The following is a 2,310-nucleotide window of genomic DNA, read 5'->3' as shown; positions in this document are numbered from 1 at the left end:
TAAACTCTTTAGAGTGCCTGAAATTATGTACAATAAAAAAAAATAGCACTAATACTATACATTATATCTATTTAGAAAAAAAGTCAAGTATTTTGCAAGAATAAATTTTTATGAGTATAGAATTGATATACTCAAGTTTTTTACTTAATAGGCATTTTGTTGATCTTTACTGTTAGTTTAGCTTCATAGCACATCAACTCTTCTCAGGCTGCTAGAAAAAACCTTACATTAACGAACAAGAGCCGTAAAGCTAAATGCGGAGGTAGTTTACCTCGGCAATTTTTTGTTTTGAAATAAAAGAAGCTCGAAAAACTATTCCTCCAAATTAATATTTTATTTTTATTTGGCTATTCAGTTGTTTGGACAAACAGTTGCGAAAAGCTCGATTATCTAAAGTAGAAGGGCTAGAAAATCGTCGGCTAATAAATCGGTAACTAGACCCTAAAAGTAACAAAGTTATAGATACCAAATGGGTTCTATAGTAATAGAAAGAGAAAATATAGCAACCCGCGCTTATTTTGTAATATTTTATCTAACAGGGTTTGGTCTCCAAACTTAAGCGAAGATGGGATTTGGAAATCAAACCCCTACAGTTTCTTTTACAAATTATTTTATATTACTATAGCGTGAAACTTATAGTCAAACAAATTAAAATGAAAAGACGAAAATTTATACGTTATACACAAGCAAGTTTATTAGCCTTAATTGGAACAGGTTTAACATCTAAATTTCACCATTCTCAAGCACAAACAGGAGAATCTTTAACAATTAAATGGTTAGGACATACTTGCTTTTTATTTGAAGATGCAGCAACTAAAGTATTAGTAAATCCTTTTCGCCCAATAGGTTGTACTGCAGGATATCGCAACCCTATAGTAGATACAGATTTAATTTTAATTAGTAGTAGATTATTAGATGAGGGAGTAGTAGAAGGTTTTACAAGTAATCCACCACCAATGTTGTTATATGAACCTGGAGTTTATCAGGTTGATAATAGACAAATTCAAGGAATTCGTACTACTAAAGATAGAGAAGGTGGACGTCGCTTCGGGACTAATGTGGCTTGGTTATGGCAGCAAGCAGGAATCAAGATTTTACATTTAGGGGGACTAGCAAGTCCCATTGGCATAGAAGAACGTATTTTAATTGGTCGTCCAGATTTGCTGCTCATTCCTGTAGGTGGAGGGCCAAAAGCATATACTCCTTTAGAGGCAAAGCAGACATTGGAAGTGCTAAAACCCAGAATTGTGATTCCCACTCATTACAAAACTGAAGCTGCTGATGAAGCTACTTGTGATATTGCTCCTATCGAGGAATTTCTTGATGTGATGGAAGGAACTCCAGTCAGAGTTGTCAATCAGGATACAATTTCTATTACTAGAGCTGATGTTCCTCAAGAAGGCTCGATAATAGAAGTTTTGAGTTATGGATTCGATCAGGTATCTCCGGATTCTCTCGGAAGTAATTAAAAACTGAAAAGTAAAAGTTGAGTATGATTATGTAAATTATCTTGACACTTATTAAAATTTTGTTAAGATAAATAGAACTAAGTTTACACTTTTTAACAAACAGGAAAAGTAGATCGGTATGAATAATCAAAATAGTTTCAATATAGTGGAAAGAGCGATCGCTATTTTAGGATTAGTTGGTACTACCGCATTCTTCGGTCTACCCGCAGTAGCTAACTTCTCTCAAAAATCTTCCACTCAGTCAGTAGTTAACCAACCTTTACAAATTGCTGACTCTAACTCTAAGGATATTGTCGCAACTGCAGCAGAAGCAGGTCAATTCAATACTTTAGCTGCGGCACTAAAAGCTGCTGGTTTGGTAGAAGTGCTTCAAGGAGAAGGCCCTTTTACGGTATTTGCTCCTACTGACAAAGCATTTGCAGCTTTACCAGCAGGAACAGTAGAAAAGTTATTGTTACCAGAAAACAAAGATAAATTGGTAAAAATTCTGACTTATCATGTAGTTCCTGGCAAGGTAATGTCTGGCGATCTAGAATCTGGAATGGTTAAGACTGTCGAAGGTAGTAAAGTAAACATTGATGTTTCTAATTCAGGTGTAAAGGTTGGAAAAGCTAATGTAGTTAAGGCAGATGTACCTGCGAGTAATGGTGTAATTCATGTAATTGACACTGTAATTGTACCTGAATAATTAATTAGCGTTATATCGTGCATCGCAAATATCTAAATCTACCCCATTCTTAACTATGCTTATGAATGGGTTTTTTAATGAACTCAGAAGTTAAAGTTCTATATTTGAAATATTTTTAAGATAAGTTTCAGTTTTTGTACTATTGTTAATAAC

At 34.2% G+C, this 2,310-nt stretch carries 2 protein-coding genes; both read left to right on the top strand.

Going from position 1 to position 2,310, the window contains the following annotated elements; translation table 11 throughout:
• Positions 1–653: 653 nt before the first annotated feature.
• Entirely contained in the window at positions 654–1,469 is an 816-nt protein-coding gene (locus F6K13_RS29075) for an MBL fold metallo-hydrolase (protein WP_287241806.1), read from the top strand.
• 118 nt (positions 1,470–1,587) lie between these two features.
• Positions 1,588–2,157, top strand: a complete 570-nt coding sequence (locus F6K13_RS29070; protein WP_124145349.1) for a fasciclin domain-containing protein — start codon at positions 1,588–1,590, stop codon at positions 2,155–2,157.
• Positions 2,158–2,310: the final 153 nt, after the last annotated feature.

The sequence above is a fragment of the Okeania sp. SIO2B9 genome, assembly GCF_010672505.1.
Classification (GTDB): domain Bacteria; phylum Cyanobacteriota; class Cyanobacteriia; order Cyanobacteriales; family Microcoleaceae; genus Okeania; species Okeania hirsuta.
This window is presented reverse-complemented; position numbering and strand designations above follow the sequence as displayed.